This is a genomic window from Streptomyces sp. CA-179760 (assembly GCF_050937045.1).
Classification (GTDB): Bacteria; Actinomycetota; Actinomycetes; order Streptomycetales; family Streptomycetaceae; genus Streptomyces.
Genome location: NZ_JBNJLZ010000001.1, coordinates 2,285,725 through 2,310,078, shown reverse-complemented (window position 1 = coordinate 2,310,078; position 24,354 = coordinate 2,285,725). Strand labels below are relative to the sequence as shown.

Genomic DNA, 24,354 nt, shown 5'->3' with positions numbered 1-24,354 from the left:
CAATCATGAATATGGAACCGGGAGAGCTCGTGACGTCAGCCCCCTCGCCGCTCGGCTCACCGTCCCCAGCGGACCGCTGTTCTTCCCGGTCACCGCGTACGGCCCCGACGGCTCCGTGGACCTCGACGCCTACCGCACGCACGTACGACGCGGAGTGGAGGCCGGAGCCGCCGCCGTGTTCGCCTGCTGCGGCACCGGCGAGTTCCACGCGCTCACACCCGAGGAGTTCGAGCGGTGTGTCCGGGCGGCCGTCGAGGCGACCGAGGGGCGCGTGCCGGTCGTCGCGGGCGCCGGGTACGGCACCGCGCTCGCCGTGCGCTACGCCCGCCTCGCCGAGGCCGCCGGGGCGGACGGGCTGCTCGCCATGCCGCCCTACCTCGTCGTCGCCGGACAGGAGGGGCTGCTGCGGCACTACCGGGAGGTGACTGCCGCGACCTCCCTGCCGGTCATCGTCTACCAGCGCGACAACGCTGTCTTCACCCCGGAGTCCGTCGTCGAACTGGCCCGCACGGACGGAATCATCGGCCTCAAGGACGGGCTCGGCGACCTCGACCTCATGCAGCGCGTCATCAGCGCAGTGCGCTCGGAGGTTCCGGGTGACTTCCTGTACTTCAACGGCCTGCCGACCGCCGAGCAGACCCAGCTCGCCTACCGCGCCCTCGGTGTCACGCTCTACTCCTCCGCCGTGTTCTGCTTCGCGCCCGAACTCGCCCTCGCGTTCCACCAGGCCCTCGCCAACGGCGACGAACCGACCGTGGAGAAGCTGCTCGACGGCTTCTTCCGCCCCTTCGTCGAACTGCGCGCCGAGGGCCGCGGCTATGCCGTCGCCCTCGTCAAGGCCGGTGTGCGGCTGCGCGGACTGGACGTCGGGGAGGTGCGGCCCCCGCTGCACGAGCCGACCGAGGATCATGTCAAGCGGCTCGCCGAACTGATCGAACGCGGCTACGCGCTGTTGGAGGAGGACTAGTGAAGGCGTCGACATTCGTCTACCCCTGGGACGTCAACGGGGATCCGGAGGCGCCCGCGCGGATCGCCGCGCTGGGTGTGGAGCAGGTGACGCTCGCCGCCGCCTACCACTCCACGCGCGCGCTCACGCCCCGCCATCCGCGCCACCGCATCGTCACCGCCGAGCACGCCTCCGTGCTCTATCCGGCCGACGAGCGCTGGGAGGGGCGGGAGCTGCGCCCCTACGCGGCCGGCGCCTGGGCCCCGGGGACGCCTTCGGGGAGGCCGCTGCCGCTCTCGCGGACGCCGGTCTTGAGGTGCACACCTGGGTCGTTCTCGCGCACAACTCCCGGCTGGGTGCCGAGCACCCTGACGCCTCGGTCGTCAACGCCTACGGCGACCGCTACCCCTGGGCGCCGTGCATCGCGCAGCCGGCCACGCGCGCGTACCTGACCGACCTGGCGGCGGAGGCGGCCATACGGTCCGGGGCGCGCGGCACCGAGCTGGAGTCCCTCGGCTGGTACGGCCTGCAGCATCTGCACGCCCACGACAAGACCGGCGGCATCGGCCTCGGGGACGCCGGGCTGTACCTGATGGCGCTGTGCTTCTGCCCGTCCTGCCGGGAGGGCTACGGGCGGCACGGCCTGGACGCCGACGAGCTGGCCGCCGCCGTACGGACCGCGCTGGAGCCGGTCTGGCAGGGGGTGACGCCCTCCGACGAGGGCTGGACGGGCATCGAGAAGCTCCTCGGTGAGACCCTCGCGAACACCACGCGCGCGTACCGCGACGAAACCGCCCGCACGCTTCAGGAGGAGGCCGTCGCGGCGGTCCGGGCGGCCGCCCCCGACGACTTCCAGGTGCTGCTGCACGCTGACCCGGTGTCCTACCGCGTCGGCGCCAACCCCGGCGTCGACCCGGCGCACATCCTGTCCGTCGCGGACGGCGTGGTCGTGCCCTGCGCGGGCGGCACCGGCACGCTGACGCCGTTCGCGAGCCAGGGCAAGGAGGGCGCGGTCATCGCCGCCAACTTCCCCGTCGTCTCCGGCATGGGCGGCAGCCCGGGCACCCTCGCCGCCGACGCGGCCGAGGCCCGCCGGCTCGGGGCCACGGAACTGCGGCTGTATCACGCGGGGCTGGCGTCGGACGGTGACTTGGAGGCGGTCCGCGCCGCTCTCGCGGGGCGCTGAAGCGGCCCGCCCGGCCCGGCGCCACCGGTCATTCCGGGCCGGTGTCCGACGGTGATGTCGACGGGGTCCGTCGCGCTCTCGCCGGGTGCTGAAGCAGCAGGGCGGCCGTGGGCAGCAGGGCCGCGCCCAGAGCCACCAGTACGAGCCGGTGGTCGGTCAGCTCGACCAGGGCCGCCCCCGCGGCCAGGCCGACCACGTTCGGGCTGTACACCAGCGTGTTGGCCGTGGCCGTGACCCGGCCCAGCAGCGGGGCAGGCGTCTCGCGCTGTACCGAGGTCAGGGCGGCGATCAGTACGGCGGGCAGGCCCGCGCCGATCGCCGCGCCGCACACCAGCGCCAGTGGGTCGGACGGCACCGCCCGCAGGGCCACCGCGACGGACAGCAGGCCGATGCCGTACGCCGCGAAGCGCCGCTCGCCCAGGAGGCGCAGAGCCGTGCCGGAGAGCAGGCCGATCGCCACCGACCCGGCGCCCTGGACGGCGTACAGCACACCGGCGTACGCGGGGGAGTGTCCGAGGCCGGCGACGACGGCGTAGACCATCGCCCCGTTCACCCCGGCGCACAGCATGGTCGCGCCGCCCGCCAGGATCAGAGGGCGCAGCGCGGGGTGGGACCACAGGTGGCGGGCGCCCTCGGCGGTTCGCGTCCGCCGGCTTCCGGTGGGCGGCGCGGGCCTCTCCTCCCGCGCCCGGAGCAGCGCGTACAGCCCCGTGGCCAGCACGAACGTCGCCGCGTCCAGGAGGGCTACGCCCGCACCGCCGTACGCCGCGTACAGGCCCGCGCCCGCCAGCGGGGCCAGGAGCTTCATGCTCTCGGCGGCCGTCATGCGCAGGCCGTTGAAGTCGCCGAGCAGGGACGGGTCGACGGCGGTCGCCACGAGCGCCGACTCTGCCGCGTCATGGACCACGCCCGCCGCGCCGTACACGAAGAGCACCGCGCGTACAGCAGCCACAGGTCGCCCGGGGCGTCGACGCTCACCAGGGTGAGCAGGAGGGCGCCCAGGAGCACGTTCACGCCGATCAGCAGCGGCTTGCGGCGGCCCCGGTCGGCGAGGACGCCCAGCAGTGGCCCGGCCAGGGTCGGCAGCCACATGGCGAGCATGCACAGCGCGGCCAGGCCGTCCGAGCCGGTGAGGTCCTTGACCCATACACCGGACGCCAGCCACAGGGCCGAGGTGCCGAAGCCGGAGACCACCACCGAGGAGAGGCAGAGCCCCGCGTCGCGGTCGCGCAGGACGCGCACCAGAGGCCAGGTCGTCTTGGTCGTCATGCCTGGCCATCGTGGGACTAAGGACCGTGCGGAGGGATCGGGAGGGTGCCTTGATTCCAGCGTGGGACAGTGGTCAATCCCATTGTGAGGCGAGCATTTCCCCGAGCTTGCCGAGGCCCTGGACCCAGCCTTCCTCGTGCAGGGCCCGCCGCCGCTCGGTGGCGAAGTCGCCCTGGTCGACGGTGAGATGAGACTGTCTGACGTCGGTGTCGTACAGCGACAGCGTCACCACCGTCTCCCGGTCCTCGGGATCGGGATCCTCCCAGCGGAAGGTGTACGACAGGCCTACCGGCGGATCGACCTTGATGTATTCGCCCACCAGGTAGAACAGCTCGCCTTCCGGGGGCTGCATCGCGATCCGGTAGGCACCGCCCGGGCGGAGGTCGATCTCCGCACTCGGGGTGCTGAACCCGTCCGGGCCCCACCAGCGAGCCACTTCCAGGGGGTCGGTCAGCTCTCGGAACACGCGCGTGGGCTCATCCGCCAGCTCGCACTCCAGATGCAGTCTCAGCTCGACGTCCTGTGTCATCACGCACCACCTGCCACTGAAGGTGCCTGGAATAACCCCTATGTACATATTAGGTCTCGGTCGGCTCAGGAGCGGACTCTCAGGGAGGCGGCGGCCGGGCGATGAGTTCCACGGTCGCCGTCGGTCTACCTCCCAGGAGCCGCATCAGCGCATCAGGAGGAGCAGCCGATGACCGACACGACCCCGACCCCCGACCTCGGACCGCAGGCGGCGGCCGTGGCACGCCTGGCCGAGGGCGTCACCGACGAACAGCTGGCGGACCCGACGCCCTGCCCGGAGTACGCGGTGCGCCATGTGCTGGCCCACCTGGCCGGCCTCGCCGTCGCCTTCCGTGACGCCGGCCGCAAGGACCTGGGTGTCACGACCGACACCGCCCCCGGCTCCACCCTGCCCGAACTCGGGCCCGGCTGGCGCGAGGAGCTGCCCAAGATGCTCGGCGAGATGGCCGAGGCCTGGCGGGACCCGGCCGCGTGGACCGGTATGACCCGCGCCGGAAGCGTGGACATGCCCGGCGAGATCGCGGGCCTGGTCGCGACCGACGAGCTGGTGATCCACGGCTGGGACCTGGCCCGTGCGACCGGTCAGCCCTACGCCCCCGACCCTGCCGCGCTCCAGGCGTGCCACGGCTTCCTCGAGGCGGCCGCCGACGACCCCGACCGGGGCGAGATCTTCGGACCCGTCGTACGCGTCGAGGCGGACGCCCCGCTGCTGGCCAGGGCGGTGGGGCTGAGCGGGCGGGACCCGGAGTGGGCGCCCAGGCCGTAGAAAGCGATTGCTACTTCCTCTGTCAGAAGCATTGACGAAACAAACGCGCCCCTCCTAACGTCATCGCGTCGTACTTCGTACGTCATATATGAGACGCGATACGCGAGATCCCATACGCGATCCACCGAGACGCGAGATCCGAGAGGCGCGCATGACCTCTGTGCCCACGCCGATCCCCTCCCGCACGCAGTTCGTGCTGGAAGGGATCAAACACCGCATCCTCACCGGGCAGCTGACGCCCGGGCAGGCGCTGGTCGAGACCGAGCTCGCCGCACAGTTCGGGGTGTCGAAGACCCCGGTGCGCGAGGCCCTCAAGACCCTCGCCGGGACCGGGCTGGTCGTGATGAGCCAGTACAAGGGCGCCACGGTGCGCCTGGTGGACGCGGACATGGCACGCGAGGTCTACGACGTACGGCTGCTGCTGGAACCCGAGGCGCTGAAGCGCGCCGTGCAGCGCGGGGCCTCCCTGGACGCCGCCCGGTCCGCGCTGACCCGGGCCGACGCTGCCGTCGACACCGCCGAACGCTCCCTCGCCAACCGGGAGTTCCACCGCTCGCTGTATCTGCCCTGCGGCAACCCGCTGCTCGGCCGGATGCTCGACGAGGTCCGCGACCAGGCCGCCCTGGTCTCCGCCGTCGCCTGGGCCGCCTCCCCGTCCTGGGAGCGGGAGGCCGGCGAGCACCGCGAGATCCTCCGGCTCGCCCTCGACGGCGACGCCGACGGAGCGGCCCGCGCCCTCCACTCCCACATCGCGTCCTTCGTGCGGCGCGCATTCCCCGAGGCAGGACTGGAACAGGAAGGTCAGCGATGAGCAGCGTGGCGTTCGAGACCCAGCGGGCGGCCCTGGCCGACGTGGTGGCGATCCCGGTGACCCCGTTCGCCGAGGACGGCTCCGTCGCCGAGGACACCTACCGGGCCCTGCTGCGCCGTCTGCTCGACGGCGGCATCACGACCCTCACCCCGAACGGCAACACCGGCGAGTTCTACGCCCTGGCGCCCGAAGAGCGGCGTCTGGTCACCGAGCTGACCATGGACGAGGCCGGGGACCGGGCCGCCGTCCTGGTCGGGGTCGGGCACGACGTGCCGACCGCCATCGCCTCCGCCCGGCACGCCCGTGAGCTCGGCGCCCAGATGGTGATGGTCCACCAGCCCGTCCACCCGTACGTCTCCCAGGGCGGCTGGGTCGACTACCACCGTGCCGTCGCCGAGGCCGTGCCCGAGCTGGGCGTCGTCCCCTACGTCCGCAACCCGCAGCTGACCGGTGCCCGCCTCGCCGAACTCGCCGACGCCTGCCCGAACGTCATCGGCGTGAAGTACGCCGTCCCGGACGCCGCCAGGTTCGCCGCCTTCGCCCGGGACGCCGGTCTTGAGCGGTTCGTGTGGGTCGCGGGGCTCGCCGAGCCGTACGCCCCCTCCTACTTCTCCGCCGGCGCCACCGGCTTCACCTCGGGGCTCGTCAACGTCGCTCCCGCCGTCTCCCTGAACATGATCGAGGCGCTGCGCTCCGGCGACTACCCGGCCGCCATGAAGGTCTGGGAGCAGATCCGCCGCTTCGAGGAACTGCGCGCCGACAGCGGCTCCGCCAACAACGTCACCGTCGTCAAGGAGGCCCTCGCCTCCCTCGGACTGTGCCGCCGCGAGGTCCGGCCGCCGAGCAAGCCGCTGCCTCAGAGCGAGCGCGCCGAGGTCGCCGCGATCGCCGCGGGGTGGTCGATATGACCGGCAGGCTGCGTCCCGAGGACCTCAGGAGCCATCAGTGGTACGGCGCCGAGGGCCAGCTGCGCACCTGGTCGCACAACGCCCGTATGCGCCAGCTCGGTTACGAGGCGGAGGAGTACCGGGGCCGCCCGGTGATCGCCGTCCTGAACACCTGGTCCGACATCAATCCCTGCCATGCCCATCTGCGCGAGCGCGCCGAGGCGGTCAAGCGGGGGGTGTGGCAGGCCGGCGGCTTCCCGCTGGAGTTCCCGGTCGCCACGCTCTCCGAGACGTACCAGAAGCCGACCCCGATGCTCTACCGCAACCTGCTCGCGATGGAGACGGAGGAGCTGCTGCGGTCGTACCCGGTCGACGCGGCGGTGCTGCTCGGTGGCTGCGACAAGTCGACGCCCGCGCTGCTCATGGGCGCGGCCTCGGCCGACGTACCGGCGATCTTCGTGCCGGCGGGGCCGATGCTGCCGGGCCACTGGCGCGGTGAGACCCTCGGGTCCGGCACCGACATGTGGAAGTACTGGGACGAGCACCGCGCGGGCAACCTGACCGACTGTGAACTGAGGGAGCTGCAGGGCGGGCTGGCGCGTTCACCCGGTCACTGCATGACCATGGGGACCGCGTCGACGATGACCGCGGCGGCGGAAGCCCTCGGTATGACGCTGCCGGGCGCCTCCTCGATCCCGGCCGTCGACTCCGGGCACGAGCGGATGGCCGCCGCCTCCGGGCGCCGTGCCGTGGAGCTCGCCTGGACCGCGCTCAAGCCGTCCCGGATCCTCACCAGCGAGGCCTTCGAGGACGCCGTCACCACGGTGCTCGGGCTCGGCGGCTCCACCAACGCCGTCATCCACCTGATCGCGATGGCGGGGCGCTGCCAGGTCGAGCTCACCCTCGACGACTTCGACCGCGTCGCCCGCACCGTGCCGGTGCTCGCCAACGTCCGGCCCGGCGGACAGACGTACCTCATGGAGGACTTCTACTTCGCCGGCGGTCTGCCCGCCTTCCTCTCGCGGATCACCGACCTGCTGCACCTGGACCGGCCCACCGTCAACGGAACCCTGGGAGAGCAGATCGGGGACGCCGTCGTCCACGACGACGACGTCATCCGCGCCCGCGAGAACCCGGTCGCGGCCGAGGGCGGAGTCGCCGTGCTGCGCGGAAACCTCTGCCCCGACGGTGCCGTCATCAAGCACATCGCGGCTGAGCAGCACCTGCTCAAGCACACCGGTCCCGCCGTCGTCTTCGACGACTACAAGACGATGCAGCGCACCATCAACGACCCGGAGCTGGGGATCACCGCGGACAGCGTCCTGGTGCTGCGCAACTCCGGACCCAAGGGCGGCCCGGGCATGCCCGAGTACGGCATGCTCCCCATCCCCGACCACCTGCTCAAGCAGGGCGTCCGGGACATGGTCCGCATCTCCGACGCCCGGATGAGCGGCACGAGTTACGGCGCGTGCGCGCTGCACATCGCGCCGGAGTCGTACGTCGGCGGGCCGCTGGCCCTGGTCCGCAGCGGTGACTCGATCACCCTCGACGTCGAGGCGCGGGCCCTGCAACTCAACGTGAGCGAGGAGGAGTTGGAGAGCCGCCGTAAGGAGTGGACTGCCCCGCCCGCCCGCTACGAACGCGGCTATGGCGCCCTGTACAACGACCAGATCACCCAGGCCGACACCGGCTGCGACTTCGAGTTCCTGGCAAGGCCGGGCAAGGCCCCGGATCCCTACGCCGGTTGACCAGTCCCACCTGGGGGCGCGGGGCTGTATCGACATGCGGCTCCGCCGCGTGGGCGCGACAAGCCACAACGCATCCGCACTCGCCACGCACACCGCAAGAGGCAACCCGTACCGCGCACTCCAGGCGGACTCCCGCACATCGAGAAAGCGCTTCCCGTACGACCGTACCTAGATCGGAGACCCTGTCATGGCCCAAGCCGCAGCCGTGGCGAAACCGCCCGCGCCACCCCGGCGGCGCCGGGCCTCCGCCACGCCGCGCAGGCTCCCTTACCTGCTGATCGCCCCGGCCGCCCTGCTCATGCTGGGCTTCATCGCCTACCCGGTCATCAGCGTCTTCTACTACAGCCTGCAGAACTACAACCCCACCAAGCCGTGGCGGAACGGCTACGCGGGCTTCGACAACTTCGTCCACGCCTTCACCAAGGACCCGGTCTTCTGGGACACGCTGGTCTTCAGCGCCAAGTGGGTCGTCGTCGAGGTCGGACTCCAGCTGCTGTTCGGACTCGCGCTGGCCCTCATCGTCAACCAGACCTTCGTGGGCCGGGGCCTGGGCCGCGCCCTGGTCTTCTCCCCGTGGGCCGTCTCCGGCGTGCTCACCTCCGCGATCTGGGTGCTGCTCTACAACTCCCAGACGGGCATCACCCGTTACCTCGCGGACATGGGCATCGGCTCCTACGGCACGAGCTGGCTTTCGGACACCTCCACGGTGTTCCCGGCGGCGGTCGTGGCGGACCTGTGGCGCGGTGTGCCGTTCTTCGCGATCCTCATCCTCGCCGACCTCCAGTCCGTCTCGAAGGACCTGTACGAGGCCGCCGAGGTCGACGGGGCCAGCCGCATCAAGCAGTTCTGGCACATCACGCTGCCGCATCTGAAGGACGCCATCATCCTGTCCACGCTGCTGCGCGCGGTGTGGGAGTTCAACAACGTCGACCTGCTCTACACGCTGACCGGCGGCGGCCCGGCGGGGGAGACCACGACCCTCCCCCTCTACATCGCCAACACCTCGGTCGACGCCCACAACTTCGGCTACGCGTCCGCCCTGACCACGGTCGCGTTCGTGATCCTGCTCCTCTGCTCGATGGTCTATCTGCGGCTGAGCAAGTTCGGAGGCGACAACAAGTGAGCGTCAAGGAAGCCACCAAGGCGGCGCCCGCTCCCGTGCGCGCCACCCCCGAACCGCCGCGGACCACGAAGAGGAAACGCGCGTGGGACGAGGCCCCCCGCTGGCAGGTCTACCTGCCCCTGGGGATCTACCTGGTCTTCACCCTCATCCCCTTCTACTGGATCCTGCTCTTCTCGCTGCGCCCGGCCGGCTCGACCTCGCTCGTGCCCTGGCCGATGACCTTCGAGCACTTCGAGAAGGTGTGGACGGACCGCAGCTTCGGCACCTACTTCACCAACAGCGTGCTCGTCGGTGTCGCCACCCTGCTGATGACGACGCTCGTCGCCCTGGCCGGCGGCTACGCCCTCGCCCGGTTCGACTTCAAGATCAAGCGGGCGTTCATGCTGGCGCTGCTGTGCTCCCAGTTCGTGCCGGGCGCCCTGCTGCTGGTGCCACTGTTCGAGATCTTCGCCGAACTGCAGATGATCAACTCGCTGGGCAGTGTCATCCTCGCCGAGACGGTCTTCCAGCTGCCACTGTCGATGATCCTGATCAGCAACTTCATCAAGAACGTGCCGTACTCCCTGGAGGAGGCGGCCTGGGTCGACGGCTGCAACCGCATGACGGCCTTCCGGATCGTGGTGCTGCCGCTGCTGCGGCCCGGCCTGATCGCCGTCGGCTCGTTCGCCTTCGTCCACTCCTGGAACCACTTCCTCTTCGCCCTGATGTTCCTGAACAACCAGGACAAACAGACGATCCCCGTCGGCCTCAACTCCCTGATGAGCGCCGACAGCGTCGACCTGGGCGCGCTCGCCGCGGGCGGCATCATCGCCGCCGTCCCGGTCGTGATCGTGTTCGCCTTCATCCAGAAGTGGCTGATCACCGGGTTCAGCGCGGGGGCGGTGAAGGGGTGAGACTCAGACAACTGGCCGTCGCGGCCGGGCTGTTGGGGCTGCTGTGCGTCCCCGCGCATGCCGAGGACCGGGACATCGGCCGCGACACCCTGCCCGCGAACGACGGCTGGGCCGCCGAGGGCGCGGGCACCACCGGAGGCGCCGCCGCCGACGCCGAGCACGTCTTCACCGTCACCGACCGGGCCGGACTGGTCCGCGCCCTCGACGGCGGCAGCGACACCCCGAAGATCATCAAGATCGCCGGGACCATCGACGCCAACACCGACGACGACGGCGACCGGCTGGACTGCTCCGACTACGCCACCGGCGGTTACACGCTGAAGAAGTACCTCGCTGCCTACGACCCCCGCACCTGGGGCTCCGCCAAGCCCAGCGGCCCGCAGGAGGAGGCCCGCCAGGCCTCCGCCGCGAAGCAGGCCGAGCGGATCGTGCTGCCCGTCGGCTCCCACACCACCATCGTCGGACTCGGCGACTCGGCCGTCCTCAAGGGCGCCGGCCTTCAGGTGAAGAACGCCGACAATGTGATCATCCGCAACCTCGACGTGCGCGACGCCTACGACTGCTTCCCCGTGTGGCAGCCCAACACCGGCGGCCTCGGCGACTGGAAGACGGCGTACGACAACATCTGGCTGACCGGCGCCACCCATGTGTGGGTGGACCATGTGACCCTGAGCGACAAGGGCCACCCCGACGCGAAGGAACCCACCTACTTCGCCCGCAACTACCTGCGCCACGACGGCCTGCTGGACATCACCAACGGCTCCGACCTCGTCACCGTCTCCTGGAGCCGGTTCGCCGACCACGACAAGGCGATGCTCATCGGCAACGGCGACACCGCCACGGGCGACCGGGACAAGCTCCGGGTCACCCTGCACCACAACTCGTTCGAGTCGGTCGTGCAGCGTGCCCCGCGCGTCCGCTTCGGACAGGTGCACGTCTACAACAACCGGTACGAGGTCACCGACGACCACCGCTACTCCCTCGGTGTCTCCACCGAGTCGAGGATCTACGCCGAGAACAACGCCTTCCACGCCCCCGGTCATGTGGAGGTCGCCGACCTGGTCAAGAGCTGGAACGGCAGCGCCCTGCACCAGAGCGGCACTCTCTGGGGGTCCCCCCGGACGGAGTCTGGGGGAGGCTATCCGGTCGACCTGCTCGCGATCCACAACGCCTACAACTCGGGCAGCGAGCGCGATCTGACCGCCGACGTCGGCTGGACCCCCACCCTGCACGGGCCGGTCGACAGCGCCGCGGCGGCCGACCGGGCCGTGGCCCGCGGCGCGGGAGCGGGGAGGATCCCGTGACCGGTCGCATGATCGACGCCATGAACGACTCCATGAACATGCCTCTGCCCGTCGTCCTCGCCGGTGCCCGTGGCCACGGCCGCTGGCACGTCGAGAACATCCGCCGGCTCCAGAAGCAGGGCATCGTGCGGCTCGTCGGCGTCTGCGAGCTGACGCCGCTGACCGAGGAGGAGCTCGGCGACCTCGGCACGCCCGAGCAGTCCGCCGACTTCGGTGCCCTGCTGGACTCCACCGGCGCCAGGATCGCCGTGATCTGCACACCGATCCCGACCCACACCGACCTCGCGCTCACGGCGGCCGAGCGGGGCGTGCACGTTCTGCTGGAGAAGCCGCCCGCCCCCTCGTACGCGGAGTTCCGCCGCATGGCCGACGGGGTCGCGGCGGCCGGTGTCGTCTGCCAGATCGGCTTCCAGTCGCTGGGCTCGCACGCTCTGCCCGCCATCCGCGAGATGGTCGCCGAGGGCGCGATCGGCACGCTGGTCGGGCTCGGCGGGGCTGGTGCCTGGGTACGCGACGAGGACTACTTCCGGCGGGCGCCCTGGGCCGGCAAGCGGCGGCTGAACGGCGTGGACGTGATCGACGGGGCGCTGACCAACCCGCTCGCCCACGCCGTCGCCACCGCCCTCGCCCTGGGCGGCAGCACCCGAGCCGAGCACGTCAGCGGCATCGAGACCGAGCTGCTGCGCGCCAACGCCATCGAGTCCGACGACACTTCCTGCGTCCGGATCACCACCACGCAGGGCCACCCGGTGACCGTCGCCGCGACCCTGTGCGCCGAGCAGTCGGACGAGCCGTACGTCCTGGTGCACGGCAGCAGCGGCCGGATCACCTTCTGGTACAAGCAGGACCGGGTGCTGCTCCAGCGCGCCGGTCACGGGCCGGAGGAGTCCGACCACGGCCGCAGCGACCTGCTGGAGAACCTCGTCGCGCACCTCACCACCGGCGCGGCCCTGCTGGTCCCGCCGGAAGAGACCGGCGCCTTCATGAAGGTCGTGGAGGCCATCCGCACCTCTCCCGACCCGGCACCGCTGCCGGACACCGCCTGGCACCGGATCCCCGACGAGAACCGCCGTGTCGTACCCGGCATCGACGGACTCGTCGCGGCCGCCGCCGACACCCTCTCCCTCTACTCCGAACTCGGCGCCCCCTGGGCGCACGGGCACTTCTCGAACGAGGTGAGCACCCGATGACCAGCAACGACACCGCGGTCCTGCGCGTCGCGGGCCGGCCGGTCGGCCGGTACGTCACCCGGCCCGAGCTGCCGGTCCGGCTCTCCCCGCGCCCCTATCTGCATCCCGTCACCACCCTGTCCGGTACGGCGGTCACCGAGCTGAGCCCCGCCGACCACGCACACCACCTCGGCGTCGGTGTGGCCGTTCCCGACGTCGAGGGGTTCAACTTCTGGGGCGGGCGCACCTACGTCCGCGACCAGGGCCCGACCGAGCTGGACAACCACGGCACCCAGCGGCACGTAGCCTTCCAGCTGCGCGACCCCGACGGCTTCGTGGAGGAGCTGCGCTGGGTGTCGGCGGCCGGTGAGCTGCTGCGCGAGCGCCGTACGGTCGCCGCCACCGAACTCACCGACCAGGCCTGGGCCCTGGACCTCACCTTCTCCCTCACCAACGTCACCAAGGGCCCGCTGTCGATGGGCAGCCCGGCGACCAACGGGCGTCCGGGAGCGGCCTACGGCGGCTTCTTCTGGCGTGCCCGCAAGGAGGACGCGCCGCCGGACGTCTTCACCGCCGGCACCGAGGGCGAGACCGAGGCGCACGGCAGGCGTGCCGACTGGCTCGCCCTGGCCGGCTCCGGCTGGACGCTGGTCTTCGCCGGGGCCACCGAGCAGACCCGCCGCGACCCGTGGTTCGTACGGACCGGGGAGTATCCCGGGGTGGGTTCCTCGCTGGCCCATGACGAGCGGCTGCCGATCCCGTCGGGCGAGACCGTCGTCCGCCGGGTCGTCACCGTCGTCGCCGAGGGCCGGCTCGGCCGGGACGCCGCGGCGGCCCTCGTCCGCAAGGCGGTGAGCCCGTGACCACCCCGACCTACCGCAATCCGATCCTCGACGCCGACTGGTCCGACCCGGACGTCGTCCGCGTCGGCGACGACTTCTATCTGACCGCCTCCAGCTTCGGGCGCGCCCCCGGCCTGCCATTACTCCACTCCCGCGACCTGGTGAACTGGACCCTGGTCGGCCACGCCCTCGAACGCCTGGAACCCACGGAGGGGTTCGAGCGGCCCCGCCACGACTGCGGCGTCTGGGCCCCGTCCCTCCGGCATCACGACGAACGCTTCTGGATCTTCTGGGGCGACCCCGACCAGGGCATCTTCCAGATCAACGCCCCCGAGATCAGGGGCCCCTGGACCCGGCCGCACCTGCTGAAGGCCGGCAAGGGTTTGATCGACCCCTGCCCCCTGTGGGACGAGGAGACCGGCGAGGCTTATCTGGCGCACGCCTGGGCCAAGTCCCGCTCCGGCATCAAGAACCGCCTCACCGGGCACCGGATGCGCCCCGACGGCACCGAACTCCTCGACGAGGGCAAGGTGATCGTCGACGCCGACCGCATACCCGGCTGGTTCACCCTCGAGGGCCCCAAGCTCTACCGGCACGACGGCTGGTACTGGATCCTCGCCCCCGCCGGGAGCGTCGAGACCGGCTGGCAGGGCGCCTTCCGCTCGCGCGGCTTCTTCGGGCCGTACGAGGAGAAGATCGTCCTGGAGCAGAAGGACACCGACGTCAACGGCCCCCACCAGGGCGGCTGGGTGCGCACCGCGACCGGCGAGGACTGGTTCCTGCACTTCCAGCAGCGCGGCGCCTACGGCCGGGTCGTCCACCTCCAGCCCATGTGCTGGGGCCAGGACGGCTGGCCGGTGCTCGGGGACGACGGCGCCCCCGTCGCCGTACACACGATGCCCGACCTGCCGCCGCAGCCGCCGGCATCACCGGCCACCGACGACGACTTCCCCGGCGGACGGTACGGCCGCCAGTGGCAGTGGACGGCCAACCCGGGCGACGGCTGGGCCACCCAGCACTCCGGGGACGGACTCAGGCTGACCTGCGTCCGCTCGGCCGACGCCCACGATCTGCGCAAGCTGCCCAGCGTGCTCACCCAGCGGCTGCCCGGCGCGCCCCGCACGGTCGAGGTGGACCTGCGGCTCGACAGCGACGAGCCCGGGGCCCGGGCCGGACTCGCCGTCCTCGGGGACGCGTTCGGCTGGATCGGCCTTCAGCGGGGCACGGACGGCACCGTGCATCTGGTGCACCGGTTCGCCGAGGCGGTCGCGGAGGCCGAGCGCGACGCCGCCCACCCGAGGCTCGCGCCCGAGGGCCGGGCCCGGCTGCGCATCGAGATCGGCGCGGGCGCCCGCTGCCGTTTCTCGGCCGACACCGGCGACGGGTTCCGCCCCTCGGGCCCGGTCTTCGCCGCCACCCCGTGGCGCTGGGTCGGCGCCCTGCTCGGCCTCTTCGCACTCGCACCCACCGGTCAGGGACACGCCGGTGCGGCGACCTTCGGCCGGTTCCGGATCAGCCCCTCGTAACGCACCTGTCGTCGTACGCCTGTTGGGAGCCGCAATGACGCACTTCCGTAGCAAGCGCTTGTCGAGACCGGGGCACGGCAAGGTCGTGGCCGCCGTGCTCGGCCTCGTCGCCGCGCTGAGCCTCGGGGCGATGGGGGACGCCCGGGCAGCCCCGCCGTCGAAGGCCGTGCCCGCCGCCGACCGCTGGACCGATCGCCCCCACGGCTTCGCCTCCCTCGCCGGCGGCACCACCGGCGGCGCGGGCGGCAAGGTCGTCACCGTCACCGACCAGGCCGCGCTGGCGAAGTACGCGGCGGCCGAGGAGCCCTACGTCATCCGCGTCAAGGGCGCCCTGGAGATGGACCCGTTCGGCACGGAGATACCCGTCGCCTCGGACAAGACCATCATCGGCGTGAGCGACACCGCCGAGATCGTGCACGGCGGCTTCACCCTCGATCCCGGCACGCACAACGTCATCATCCGCAACCTCACCATCCGCGACACGGCCATCGAGGGCAACTGGGACTGCAAGGACACCGACTACGACGGCATTCGCCTCGACACCGCCCACCACGTGTGGATCGACCACATACGGTTCTCGCGGATCTGCGACGGCCAGCTCGACATCCGCAAGGACAGCGAGTACGTCACCGTCTCCTACAACCGGTTCACGAACAACAACAAGACCTTCGGCATCGGCTGGACCCCGAACGTCAAGACGCAGATCACCGTCGACCACAACTGGTTCACCGGCACCAAGCAGCGCAACCCGTCCGCCGACAACTGCGCCTACGCGCACCTCTACAACAACTACCTGTCCTCGCAGCTCTCCGACAACGACCCCGTGTGGACGTACGGGAACTGGTCGCGCGGCCGGACGAAGATGGTCATCGAGAACAGCTTCTACGACGGTGTCCAGCACCCCTACCAGGCCGACGCCACCGCCGAACTGGTGCAACGCGGATCGGTCCTGCGGAAGACGACGGGCCGGCACGACGCGTGGGGCACGGCGTTCGACCCGCGCGAGTTCTACGCCTACCGGCTCGACCCGGCCGCCGCCGTGCCCGCGCTGGTGAAGAGGTTCTCCGGGCCGCAGCAGCGTATCGGCGGCCCGGTCGTGCTGAACGTACCGGCCGACTACCCGACCGTGCAGTCCGCCGTGGACGCCGTGTCCGACGGCAACGACACCCCGGTGACCATCGCCGTCGCCCCCGGCACCTACCGCGAGAAGGTGTACATCCCCGCGAGCAAGCCGCACGTCGAGCTGCGCGGGACCGGGCGCGACCGCTCCGGCACCGTCATCGTCTTCGACACGCCGGCCGAGTACGGGGGGTCGACGGGGAGCGCGACCGTCCGGATCGCAGCGAACGACATCACCGCACGAAACCTCACCTTCAGCAACGACTTCGACGAGGCCGCGCACGAGCTGAAGGGCGAGCAGGCGCTGGCGATGAAGACGACCGGCGACCGGATCGTCTTCGAGGACACGGCGTTCCTGGGCAACCAGGACACCCTGATGACCGACAGCCCCAAGCTGACCACCGTCAGCCGGGTCTACATCCGCGACTCCTACATCGAGGGCGATGTCGACTTCGTCTACGGCCGGGCCACGACGGTGATCGAGCGGTCGGTCATCCGGGCGCTGAGCCGCGGCTCGGACACGAACAACGGTTACATCACCGCCGCCTCGACGTGGACGGGTAACCCGTACGGATTCCTGATCAGTCGGTCGAAGATCGTCAGTGACGCGCCCGCCGGGACCTTCCACCTCGGACGCCCCTGGCATCCGGGAGGAGAGCCGGACGCGGTCGCACAGGTGCTGATCCGCGACACCGAGCTGCCCGCCGCGGTCAAGTCGTCGCCGTGGACCGACATGAGCGGGTTCTCGTGGAAGGACGCGCGGTTCACCGAGTACCGCAACCACGGGCCGGGGGCGGGCGTGACCGCGGACCGGCCGCAGCTGAGCGACGCCGACGCGCGGACCCACACCGTCGCGCACTACCTCAAGGGCACCGACGACTGGGCTCCGTACGCCCGCCACCACTGACCCCCACACCTTCGCAGCACGTATCCACAGCCAGTTGGATCCAGAAGAAGAGAGCCGACCGATGAAGATCAGCAATCGCAGAAGCAGGCGCGCCGCCACGGCCGTCGCCCTGGGCGCCGCGCTCGCCCTGACCGTCACCGCCTGCGGCGACGACGGCAGCGGGGCGAGCGGCGACAAGGGTTCCGAGGGCAGTGGCAAGGGCGAGATCGTCTTCTGGGACAACAACGGCGGTGTCCGCACCGAGATCTGGAAGAAGATCATCGCCGACTTCGAGAAGGCCAACCCCGACATCGAGGTCGAGTACGTCGGCATCGCCTCGACCGAGTACCAGTCCAAGGTCGACACCGCTCTCCAGGGCGGCGGTCTACCGGACGTCGGCGGTGTGGGCGCGGCGATGCTCGCCGGGTTCGCCGCGCAGGGCGCGCTGGAACCGCTGGACGAGCGGCTCGGCGAGTCGTCGCTCAGCGGCAAGCTCAACAAGGACATGGTCGAGTCGCTGAAGGCGGCCGGCGGTGGCGACGACAAGCTGTACTCGATACCGACCTCCGCGAACAACGGTGTGCTGTATTACCGCACCGACCTGTTCGAGAAGGCGGGCCTGGAGGAGCCCACGACGTGGGAGCGGTTCTACGAGGCCGCGAACAAGCTCACGAACGCGGGCAAGAACGAGTTCGGCTACACCATTCGCGGCGGCTCCGGGTCCATCGCCCAGGCGCTCGACGCGATGTACGGGCAGTCCGGGATCACGTCGTTCTGGGACTCCAGTGGCGACAAGACCACGGTCAACGACCCGAAGAACGTGGCGGCGCTGGAGAAGTACGCGGCGCTGTACAAGAAGGTCACCCCGGCGGCCGACCTCAACAACGACTTCACGAAGATGGTCGCGCAGTGGGACTCCGGCACGATCGGGATGCTGAACCACAACCTCGGGTCGTACCAGGACCATGTGAAGGCGCTGGGGGGCGAGAAGTTCCGGGGCATTCCCCAGCCGGTGGGTGCCGGGGGCAAGCGGGTGCAGGTGTCCAACCCCGTGGACGGCCTTGGACTGTTCAAGAGCGGCAAGAACAAGGAAGCCGCCTGGAAGTTCATCGAGTTCGCCACGTCCAAGGCGGAGAACTCGCGGTTCAACGAGGCAGCGGGGCAGGTGCCGTCGAATACGGACGCGGCGTCGGATGCGTGGATCTCGAAGGCCGAGCCCACGAAGCTGGCCGCTGACGCGTTGTCGGACGGGTCGACCACGATTGTGCAGCTGCCGTACTACCTGCCTGACTGGAACACGATTTCCAAGGCTGACAACGAGCCGAACTTCCAGAAGGTGCTGCTGGGGAAGATGAGTGCGAAGGAATTTCTCGACACGATGGCTGAGCAGCTGAACACTGCCCAGGAGGAGTGGAATCAGCAGAACGGGTGATTGCTGGATTCGCCGTGGGGCGGCCTGTGGATCGCAGGGTGCGGGCCGCCCCTGGCTTGTCGCGCCCACGCGGCGGAGCCGCAAAATTAATACAGCCCCGCGCCCCCAGGTGAGTGATCCGCCCCCCTGTTGAAAGGAACACTGCGTGTCTCTCAGTCGAAGACAAGTGGCTGTGGCGGGAATCGCCGCCATGCCCTTAGCTCTCTCCGCGACCGGTGCCGCCCATGCCACCGGTCGCCGCACCCGCACCCTCTATATCGCCGGTGATTCCACCGCCGCCCAGAAATACGCCTCCGCCGCGCCCGAGACCGGGTGGGGGATGGCGCTCCCCTTCTTTCTCCACCGCTCTCGGCCCGTCTCCAATCATGCCGTGAACGGGCGGAGTTCCAAGAGCTTCGTGGACGAAGGGCGGCTCGATGCGATTCTCGATGTGATCGAGCCGGGTGATTTCCTTCTCATTCAGTTCGCTCACAATGACGAGAAGGCGGAGGATCCCACCCGCTACACCGAGCCCTGGTCGACGTATCAGGACTATCTGCGGATGTACGTCGACGGGGCCCGGGCCCGTGGCGCGCGGCCCGTGCTCGCCACCGCCGTCGAGCGGCGGAGGTTCGACGCGGGCGGGAAGGCCGTGCCGACGCACGGTGAGTATCCGGCGGCCATGCGGGCGCTGGCCGCCGAGGAGCGGGTCGCGTTGCTGGACCTCCAGGCGCTGTCGCTCGCCCTGTGGCAGGAGCTCGGGGCCGAGGCGACGAAGAAGTACTTCAACTGGACCGCGACCGAGCAGGACAACACGCACTTCAATCCGCCGGGCGCGATCGCCGTGGCCCGGCTGGTGGCACGGGAGCTGCTGCGGGCCCGGGTGCTCGGGCCGCGCGATGTGTGCCGGCTGGAGGCGGAGATCCCGGAGTCCTGGATCAGCTGGCCCGAGGCCGCCGCGTAACACCCCTCGACGCAGAAGGAAGAGCCGCACCATGAAGATTCAGAAGTGTCATGATCATGTCATAGGCAAGGTCGCCCTCCTGGTCGGGTGCACCGCGCTCGTGCTGTCCCTGAGCGGCACCACCGCTCAGGCCGGCGGCCGGGACGCGGCTCGCCAGACCCTCGGGGCGAACGACGGGTGGGGCGCGTACGGCAGCGGCACCACGGGCGGTGCCACGGCCGATGCCGCGCACGTCTACACCGTCACCACCTGGGACCAGTTCAAGGCCGCCCTGAAGGACGGCGGTTCCGCGCCCAGGATCATCAAGGTGAAGGGGATGATCGACGCCGTCTCCCAGGGCTGCGAGGCGTTCGAGGCCGAGGGGTACGACTTCCAGAAGTACCTCGCGGACTACGACCCCGCCGTCTGGGGGCACGACAAGCCGGTCAGCGGTGCGCAGGAGGACCTGCGGGTCGCGTCCGCCGCCCAGCAGGACAAGATCATCAAGGCGAGCGTCCCCGCCGACACCACCATCATCGGCGTGGGCAAGAACTCCGGGATCCTCGGCGGCAGCCTCCAGATCAAGGGCGTCGACAACGTCATCGTCCGCAACCTCACCATCGAAGCCCCGGTCGACTGCTTCCCCCAGTGGGACCCGACCGACGACAACAAGACCGGCGCCTGGAACTCCGAGTACGACGGGGTCGTCGTCTACGGCTCCACCCATGTGTGGATCGACCACAACACACTCACCGACGGCCGCTACTCCGACAGTTCCCTGCCCTCCTACTTCGGCAAGACCTACCAGCAGCACGACGGGCTGGCCGACGTGGTGCGCGGCTCGAACCATGTGACCGTGTCCTGGAACTCGTTCAAGGACCACGACAAGACCATGCTGATCGGCAACAGCGACAGCGCCACCGCCGACGACACGGGCAAGCTGAAGGTCACGCTGCACCACAACCGCTTCGAGGGCATCGTCGAGCGGGCGCCGCGGGTGCGGTTCGGGCAGGTCGACTCGTACAACAACCACTTCGTGGTCACCAAGGGCCAGAAGTGGGGCTACGTCTACGGCATCGGCAAGGAGTCCCGGCTCGTCTCCGAGCACAACGCGTTCACGCTCGCGCAGGGCATCAGCCCGGCGAAGATCCTCAAGAAGTGGAACGAGGCGCCGGTCACCGCGAACGCCAACTACGTCAACGGCAAGGCCGTCGACCTGATCGCCGTGCACAACGCCGAGATCCCGGGCGAGACGCTCCAGTCAGGTGCCGGCTGGACACCGACCCTGCGTGCCGGTGTCGACCCGGCGAAGGCGGTCCCCGGCATAGTCAACGCCGGCGCGGGCGCCGGCCGCCTGCGCTGACCTGACCAGCCCCTCCTGAACCGGCCGGGGCGGCCCGCATCGCACTCCCGCCCCGGGGTGCGCCCGCCCCGGCCTTCCCTTCCTTGTCCCGCACCCGCCGTACCGCGAAGGAGCAGCCGCATGCTCTCGCAACCCCACCGTTCCCTCTCCCGCCGGGGATTCCTCGTCGCGGGCGCCGCCCTCGGCCTCGCCGCCGGCCCCGCGCGGGCCGGCACCCGTCCGCGTCCGTTCGGCCGGTACGGCTCACCGGCCGCCCGCCGCGATTCCAAGACCCTGTACGTCCATCCCGGCGGCGCCGGTGACTTCACCACCGTCCGGGACGCCGTGGCCGCCGCGACCGGCAGTGGGCACACCCTCGTCATCGCACCCGGCGTCTACCGGCAGACGGTCGCCGTCGACCCCGCCCGTACGGAGATGACCTGGATCGGGGCGAGCGAGGACCCCCGTGACGTCGTGATCGTGTACGACAACGCGGCCGGGACCCCGAAACCCGGCGGCGGCACGTACGGCACCACCGGCTCCGCCACCACCACCGTGCAGGCCGACGGCTTCACCGCCCGCTGGATCACCTTCGCCAACGACTGGCACCGCGCCGACCACCCCGAGATCACCGGCACCCAGGCGGTCGCCCTCAAGGTCCAGGGCGACCGGTCCGCCTTCCACCACTGCCGGTTCCTCGGTCACCAGGACACCCTGTACGCCGACTCCATGGCGCTGGGCACCTTCGCCCGCCAGTACTTCGCCCACTGCTACGCCGAGGGCGACGTCGACTTCGTCTTCGGACGGGCCACCGCCGTCTTCGAGCACTGCCACTTCCGGACCCTGAACCGGACCGACCTGCCGGCCGCTCCGTACGGCTTCGTCTTCGCCCCGTCCACGGCCGGTGCCAACCCCCTCGGCTACCTGGTGACCAGGAGCCGCGTCAGCAGCGAGGCCCTGGACGGTTACTTCAAGCTGGCCCGGCCCTGGGTGCCCAGCTCCGACACCACCGCCCGCCCGATGCTCACCGTCCGGGACACCTGGCTCGGCCCGGGCATCGACGCGGTAGCGCCCTACACGAACATGGCGAGCGGCTATCCCTGGCAGTCGATGCGGTTCGCCGAGTACCGCAACGCCGGGCCGGGTGCCGTCGTGTCCGTTCCGGAGAACCGGCCCCAGCTCACCCGGGCGCAAGCCGCCTCACACGCCAGGCAGACGTATCTCGGTGACTGGCGGCCCTGTGCGTAGGGCCGCGGCGCTCCTTCTCGGGGTGTGCCTGCTCTGGCCGGCTCCCGCGGCCTCCGCCGCCGAACGCGGGCCCGTCGGCTGGGCCTCGACCGGTACCGGAACCGACGGCGGGGCGGGCGGCAGGATCTGGACGGTGGGCACCCGCGCCGAGCTGAAGCAGGCCCTCGCGAACGACGGCGATCCCACCGCGCCCAAGGTGATCCGGGTCGTCGGCGCCATCTCCGGACACGAGGCCGACGACGGTTCCCTGCTCGGTGAGCAGGACTACGCGCCCGGATACGACCTCGGCAAGTACATGTCCTGCTTCGGCGAGGACGGCGCCGCCTGGTCCGACACCCGCCACCGCTACTGCAAGGAGCAGCGCCAACTGCGTCAGACCGGCTCGAACAAGGAGAAGGCGCAGATCCAGCTCACCGTGCCGGGCAACACCACACTCGTCGGAGCGGGGCGCGACGCCCGGCTGCTCGGGGTCTTCCTGACCGTCAACACCGGCAGCGACATCATCGTGCGCGACCTCCGTCTGGAGGCGCCCGTCGACCACTTCACCAGCTGGTCCCCGGACGACGGCACCCGCGGCAGCTGGAACGCCCGCTTCGACGCGCTGACCGTGATCACCGGCAGGAACATCTGGATCGACCACTGCACCTTCACCGACGGCCGCTTCCCGGACCGCGAGGAGGCCCCCCACGGCTTCCACGGCGAGCGCGTCCAGCGGCACGACGGGCTGCTCGACATCGAGGACGGCTCCGACTTCGTCACCGTCTCCGACAGCCGGTTCGACGGCCACGACAAGGCGCTCCTCATCGGCTCGGGCGACGGGCGCGGCGACCGGGACCGGGGCCATCTCAAGGTGACCTTCGTCCGCAACCTGTTCAGTGATGTCGTACAGCGCGCCCCGCGTGTCCGCTTCGGGCAGGTGCACGTCGTCAACAACGTCTACCGGGGGCGGGCGCCCCTCTACGCCCTGGGGGTCGGCGTGGAGTCCGCGATCTTCTCCGAGCGCAATGTCTTCCGGTATCCCCGGACAGGCCCGTCCCTCGCCGTCGCGGACTACGGGGGCGAGCGGTTCCGCGACACCGGCTCCTGGTTCAACGGCCGGCCCGCCCGGCTGAACGACGTGGCGAGCGGCCTCGGTCTCGGGAGCGATATCGGCTGGGACCCCGCCGATGTCTACGACTACCGCGCCCTCACATCCCCGGCGGCGGTCGAGCGGTACGTGCTGCGGCACGCCGGAGCCGGGAGGCCCCATGGGCGCCCATGAGCGGCTCGGACGGCGGACGTTCGTGTTCGGGGCCGGTTCGGCGCTGCTGGCCGGGGGAGCGGTGAGCGGTGCCGAGGCGGCGGTCGTCGACGGGCCGCTGCCCGACTTCCACCCGGCGTTGAAGGAGCGGCTGACCTTCCCGCTCGCCTGGGGGACGTCCCCGATCCGCGACTTCGGCGCCTGGCGGCGGACCGCCCGGGCCACCGTCGAGGAGCACCTCCTCGTCGAGCGGCCGGACCGGTTGCCGTTCGCGCCGGAGTACACCGGGCGGACTCAAGGGCACGATTACACCCGTGAGTCGGTGACCGTCTCGCTCACCCGGTACGAGCGGGTGCGTGGCTCCCTGCTCACCCCGCACGGCGACGGGCCCTTCCCCGCCGTGCTCCTCCTGCACGACCACGGGTCCAAGTTCGACATCGGGAAGGAGAAGCTCGTCCGGCCCTGGTACGACGACACGCGTCTCGCCTCCGCCCAGGCCTGGGCGGACAAGTACTTCAGCGGGCGGTTCGTCGGCGACGAACTGGCCCGGCGGGGCTACGCGGTGCTGTGCCTGGACGCCCTCGGCTGGGGCGACCGCGGGCCACTCGCCTACGAGCAGCAGCAGGCGCTGGCCTCCAACTTCTACCACCTCGGCTCCTCGCTCGCCGGACTCATGGCCCGGGAGGACCAGCGGGCCGCCGCCTTCCTGGCGGGGCTGGACCGGGTGGACGCCCGCCGGGTCGCGGCCGTCGGCTTCTCCATGGGCGCCTACCGCGCCTGGCAGACCGCTGCCCTCAGCGACCACATCACCGCCGCCGCGAGCGTCTGCTGGATGACCGGCCTGAAAGAGATGATGGTGCCCGGCAACAACACGCTGCGCGGGCAGTCGGCGTTCCACATGCTCCACCCGGGGCTCGCCCGGTATCTCGACATCCCCGACGTGGCGAGCATCGCCGCCCCCAGACCGATGCTCTTCATGAACGGCGGACTCGACACGCTCTTCCCCGCCGAGGGGGTACGGGTCGCCTACGACAAGCTGCGCGCCGTCTGGCGCTCGCGCCAGGCCGAGCAGCGGATACGGGTGAAGACGTGGCCGGAGCTCGGCCACGTCTTCACCCACGCGATGCAGGACGAGGTCGTCAGCTGGCTCGACGACATCCTGTGAGG

General features: G+C 70.7%; 19 protein-coding genes and 2 pseudogenes. 19 read left to right on the top strand and 2 right to left on the bottom strand.

Going from position 1 to position 24,354, the window contains the following annotated elements; all coding sequences use genetic code 11:
- The first annotated feature begins 76 nt into the window (after positions 1–76).
- Together ACQEV8_RS10310 and ACQEV8_RS10305 are read left to right on the top strand one after the other, a co-directional pair.
- Positions 77–967: a 5-dehydro-4-deoxyglucarate dehydratase gene (locus ACQEV8_RS10310; protein WP_432972583.1), complete on the top strand. Its 891-nt coding sequence runs from the start codon at positions 77–79 to the stop codon at positions 965–967.
- A pseudogene (locus ACQEV8_RS10305) lies at positions 967–2,132 on the top strand (hypothetical protein). Before ACQEV8_RS10310 ends, ACQEV8_RS10305 begins: the two are co-directional and overlap by 1 nt.
- Positions 2,133–2,160: 28 nt before the next feature.
- On the opposite strand, the pseudogene ACQEV8_RS10300 reads toward ACQEV8_RS10305, so the two are convergent.
- Both ACQEV8_RS10300 and ACQEV8_RS10295 read right to left on the bottom strand, forming a co-directional pair.
- A pseudogene (locus tag ACQEV8_RS10300) lies at positions 2,161–3,401 on the bottom strand (MFS transporter).
- A 73-nt stretch (positions 3,402–3,474) separates the two neighbouring features.
- Positions 3,475–3,930, bottom strand: coding sequence for an SRPBCC family protein (locus ACQEV8_RS10295; protein WP_432959209.1), 456 nt, complete (start codon positions 3,928–3,930; stop codon positions 3,475–3,477).
- Positions 3,931–4,098: 168 nt separating this feature from the next.
- Here ACQEV8_RS10295 and ACQEV8_RS10290 point away from each other — a divergent pair, with 168 nt between their 5' ends.
- The 17 genes from ACQEV8_RS10290 to ACQEV8_RS10210 all read left to right on the top strand — a co-directional run bounded on the left by ACQEV8_RS10290 (position 4,099) and on the right by ACQEV8_RS10210 (position 24,352).
- Positions 4,099–4,695, top strand: a complete 597-nt coding sequence (locus ACQEV8_RS10290; RefSeq protein WP_432959208.1) for a TIGR03086 family metal-binding protein — start codon at positions 4,099–4,101, stop codon at positions 4,693–4,695.
- Positions 4,696–4,846: 151 nt separating this feature from the next.
- Positions 4,847–5,506 carry a GntR family transcriptional regulator gene (locus ACQEV8_RS10285; protein WP_432959206.1) on the top strand — a complete coding sequence of 220 codons (660 nt, stop codon included), beginning with the start codon at positions 4,847–4,849 and terminating at the stop codon, positions 5,504–5,506.
- Positions 5,503–6,414, top strand: coding sequence for a dihydrodipicolinate synthase family protein (locus ACQEV8_RS10280; protein WP_432959205.1), 912 nt, complete (start codon positions 5,503–5,505; stop codon positions 6,412–6,414). The genes ACQEV8_RS10285 and ACQEV8_RS10280 overlap by 4 nt, the downstream gene beginning before the upstream one ends.
- The gene (araD, locus tag ACQEV8_RS10275) at positions 6,411–8,141 is read left to right on the top strand and encodes an L-arabinonate dehydratase (protein WP_432959203.1); all 1,731 of its coding nucleotides are present in this window, start codon (positions 6,411–6,413) and stop codon (positions 8,139–8,141) included. Before ACQEV8_RS10280 ends, araD begins: the two co-directional genes overlap by 4 nt.
- 187 nt (positions 8,142–8,328) lie before the next feature.
- Positions 8,329–9,264, top strand: a complete 936-nt coding sequence (locus ACQEV8_RS10270) for a carbohydrate ABC transporter permease (protein ID WP_432959202.1) — start codon at positions 8,329–8,331, stop codon at positions 9,262–9,264.
- Complete coding sequence (locus tag ACQEV8_RS10265; protein WP_432959200.1) at positions 9,261–10,157, top strand: carbohydrate ABC transporter permease; 897 nt, start codon at positions 9,261–9,263, stop codon at positions 10,155–10,157. Before ACQEV8_RS10270 ends, ACQEV8_RS10265 begins: the two co-directional genes overlap by 4 nt.
- Complete coding sequence (locus ACQEV8_RS10260) at positions 10,154–11,461, top strand: pectate lyase family protein (protein ID WP_432959199.1); 1,308 nt, start codon at positions 10,154–10,156, stop codon at positions 11,459–11,461. The genes ACQEV8_RS10265 and ACQEV8_RS10260 overlap by 4 nt, the downstream gene beginning before the upstream one ends.
- 38 nt (positions 11,462–11,499) lie before the next feature.
- Complete coding sequence (locus ACQEV8_RS10255) at positions 11,500–12,651, top strand: Gfo/Idh/MocA family protein (RefSeq protein ID WP_432972580.1); 1,152 nt, start codon at positions 11,500–11,502, stop codon at positions 12,649–12,651.
- A complete protein-coding gene (locus ACQEV8_RS10250; protein ID WP_432959197.1) occupies positions 12,648–13,493 on the top strand; it encodes a PmoA family protein in 846 nt (281 codons plus the stop codon). Before ACQEV8_RS10255 ends, ACQEV8_RS10250 begins: the two co-directional genes overlap by 4 nt.
- Complete coding sequence (locus ACQEV8_RS10245; protein ID WP_432959195.1) at positions 13,490–14,998, top strand: family 43 glycosylhydrolase; 1,509 nt, start codon at positions 13,490–13,492, stop codon at positions 14,996–14,998. Before ACQEV8_RS10250 ends, ACQEV8_RS10245 begins: the two co-directional genes overlap by 4 nt.
- A 34-nt stretch (positions 14,999–15,032) precedes the next feature.
- Positions 15,033–17,024 (top strand): pectinesterase family protein, encoded by a 1,992-nt coding sequence (locus tag ACQEV8_RS10240; protein ID WP_432959193.1) that lies wholly within the window; start codon positions 15,033–15,035, stop codon positions 17,022–17,024.
- A gap of 61 nt (positions 17,025–17,085) precedes the next feature.
- On the top strand, positions 17,086–18,435 hold the full coding sequence (locus tag ACQEV8_RS10235; protein ID WP_432959191.1) for an ABC transporter substrate-binding protein: 1,350 nt from the start codon (positions 17,086–17,088) through the stop codon (positions 18,433–18,435).
- Between the two features lie 145 nt (positions 18,436–18,580).
- Complete coding sequence (locus tag ACQEV8_RS10230; RefSeq protein WP_432959190.1) at positions 18,581–19,378, top strand: rhamnogalacturonan acetylesterase; 798 nt, start codon at positions 18,581–18,583, stop codon at positions 19,376–19,378.
- A gap of 31 nt (positions 19,379–19,409) precedes the next feature.
- Entirely contained in the window at positions 19,410–20,720 is a 1,311-nt protein-coding gene (locus ACQEV8_RS10225) for a pectate lyase family protein (RefSeq protein WP_432959188.1), read from the top strand.
- A gap of 120 nt (positions 20,721–20,840) precedes the next feature.
- Entirely contained in the window at positions 20,841–21,947 is a 1,107-nt protein-coding gene (locus ACQEV8_RS10220; protein WP_432959187.1) for a pectinesterase family protein, read from the top strand.
- A 22-nt stretch (positions 21,948–21,969) separates the two neighbouring features.
- Complete coding sequence (locus tag ACQEV8_RS10215; protein ID WP_432959185.1) at positions 21,970–23,208, top strand: pectate lyase family protein; 1,239 nt, start codon at positions 21,970–21,972, stop codon at positions 23,206–23,208.
- The gene (locus ACQEV8_RS10210) at positions 23,195–24,352 is read left to right on the top strand and encodes a dienelactone hydrolase family protein (RefSeq protein WP_432959183.1); all 1,158 of its coding nucleotides are present in this window, start codon (positions 23,195–23,197) and stop codon (positions 24,350–24,352) included. The genes ACQEV8_RS10215 and ACQEV8_RS10210 overlap by 14 nt, the downstream gene beginning before the upstream one ends.
- Positions 24,353–24,354: the final 2 nt, after the last annotated feature.

Bases quoted from the DNA above. Each gene is read 5' to 3' on its own strand.
- ACQEV8_RS10250 (WP_432959197.1), top strand. From the start codon at position 12,648: ATGACCAGCAACGACACCGCGGTCCTGCGCGTCGCGGGCCGGCCGGTC.
- ACQEV8_RS10295 (WP_432959209.1), bottom strand. From the start codon at position 3,930: ATGACACAGGACGTCGAGCTGAGACTGCATCTGGAGTGCGAGCTGGCG.
- ACQEV8_RS10255 (WP_432972580.1), top strand. From the start codon at position 11,500: ATGCCTCTGCCCGTCGTCCTCGCCGGTGCCCGTGGCCACGGCCGCTGG.
- ACQEV8_RS10210 (WP_432959183.1), top strand. From the start codon at position 23,195: ATGGGCGCCCATGAGCGGCTCGGACGGCGGACGTTCGTGTTCGGGGCC.
- ACQEV8_RS10280 (WP_432959205.1), top strand. From the start codon at position 5,503: ATGAGCAGCGTGGCGTTCGAGACCCAGCGGGCGGCCCTGGCCGACGTG.
- ACQEV8_RS10270 (WP_432959202.1), top strand. From the start codon at position 8,329: ATGGCCCAAGCCGCAGCCGTGGCGAAACCGCCCGCGCCACCCCGGCGG.
- ACQEV8_RS10285 (WP_432959206.1), top strand. From the start codon at position 4,847: ATGACCTCTGTGCCCACGCCGATCCCCTCCCGCACGCAGTTCGTGCTG.
- ACQEV8_RS10220 (WP_432959187.1), top strand. From the start codon at position 20,841: ATGCTCTCGCAACCCCACCGTTCCCTCTCCCGCCGGGGATTCCTCGTC.
- ACQEV8_RS10225 (WP_432959188.1), top strand. From the start codon at position 19,410: ATGAAGATTCAGAAGTGTCATGATCATGTCATAGGCAAGGTCGCCCTC.
- ACQEV8_RS10240 (WP_432959193.1), top strand. From the start codon at position 15,033: ATGACGCACTTCCGTAGCAAGCGCTTGTCGAGACCGGGGCACGGCAAG.
- ACQEV8_RS10290 (WP_432959208.1), top strand. From the start codon at position 4,099: ATGACCGACACGACCCCGACCCCCGACCTCGGACCGCAGGCGGCGGCC.
- araD (WP_432959203.1), top strand. From the start codon at position 6,411: ATGACCGGCAGGCTGCGTCCCGAGGACCTCAGGAGCCATCAGTGGTAC.
- ACQEV8_RS10235 (WP_432959191.1), top strand. From the start codon at position 17,086: ATGAAGATCAGCAATCGCAGAAGCAGGCGCGCCGCCACGGCCGTCGCC.